The sequence below is a fragment of the Kocuria rosea subsp. polaris genome (assembly GCF_001483755.1).
GTDB lineage: Bacteria > Actinomycetota > Actinomycetes > Actinomycetales > Micrococcaceae > Kocuria > Kocuria cellulosilytica.
This window is the reverse complement of sequence record NZ_LQBK01000024.1, coordinates 1-1129: the sequence shown is the minus strand read 5'-3', so window position 1 is coordinate 1129 and position 1129 is coordinate 1. Positions and strand designations below refer to the sequence as shown.

The 1129-nt window shown below is 67.4% G+C and carries 1 protein-coding gene; it reads right to left on the bottom strand.

All coding sequences use genetic code 11. From position 1 onward, the window contains the following. Positions 1-1074, bottom strand: a complete 1074-nt coding sequence (locus tag AVL61_RS11910) for an IS630 family transposase (protein ID WP_082697120.1) — start codon at positions 1072-1074, stop codon at positions 1-3. Positions 1075-1129: the final 55 nt, after the last annotated feature.

Here is a 1129-nt window from a genome sequence, read left to right as displayed (position 1 = left end):
CTAGTGGCCCGTCTTTGAAGTCCTTGGGCGGTTGGCCTTGTTGAGGATTTCGGTGCTGGTCTTGGTCCACACAAACGGGTGACAACGATCGTTCCAGCCGCTGATGAAGGCGCGGATCTTGGCGTTCAGCTCCTTGACCGAGGCGACGTCGGCCCGGTGGAGGGCTTGGCGTTCGACGATTCCGAACCACACCTCCGCCAGGTTCAGCCACGAGGCCGAGGTCGGCGTGAAGTGCACCTGGAACCTGGGGTTCTCCGCCAGCCACTGCTTCACCTCAGCGGTTTTGTGCACCGCGTAGTTGTCCATCACCAGATGTAGCTCCACGTCCGGGTAGGCCCGGGCGACCTGCTTCAGGAAGGCCAGGAACTCCTGGCGCCGGTGCCTGGGCTTGCAGGCGGCGGTGACGTGGCCGGTGGCGATCTCCAGGGCCGCGAACAAGGTCGAGGTCCCGTGCCGGATGTAGTCGTGGGTCCGCGCCGCCGCCTTGCCGGGCTGCATCAGCAGACCCGGTGCCGTGCGCTCCAGGGCCTGGATCTGGGACTTCTCGTCCACGCACAGCACGATCGCGTTCTCCGGCGGTGCCAGGTAGAGGCCGACGACGTCGACGACCTTGGCCACCAGTTCGGGGTCGGTGGAGAACTTAAAGGTGCCCTCCCGCCACGGGGCGACGCCGTATTCCCGCCAGGCCTTGGCCACGGTGCTGTGGTCGATGCCCAGCCGGGAGGCCACCAGCCGGGAGGACCAGTGCGTGACGCCCAGCTTCTTCGGTGGGGGCCGGAGGGTGGCGGCCACGATCGCCCGGTGGTCGATTCTCCGGGGCCGGCCCGCCCGGTCGTGGTCGGCCAGACCCTCGATGCCGGCCTCGTCGTAGCGAGCCCGCCAGGCGATCACCGTGGTGCGGGTTGCCCCGACCTTCTCGGCGATCTCGGTGTTGGATACCCCGTCGGCGGCCAGCAGCACGATCCTTGCCCGCTGTGCCAGACCGGCGCGCACCGAGGTGGATCGGACCAGCCTCTGCAGTGTCTCCCGGTCGCCCTGGCGCAACAGCAACGGGGCCGCAGGATGGTTTGCCATAACCCATGATCCCACCCCGCCAAGCGTCCATGTAGTTCAACTACGGGCCACTAGA

Coding starts and splice junctions, on each gene's coding strand:
- AVL61_RS11910 (WP_082697120.1), bottom strand. CDS start 1,074: ATGGCAAACCATCCTGCGGCCCCGTTGCTGTTGCGCCAGGGCGACCGG.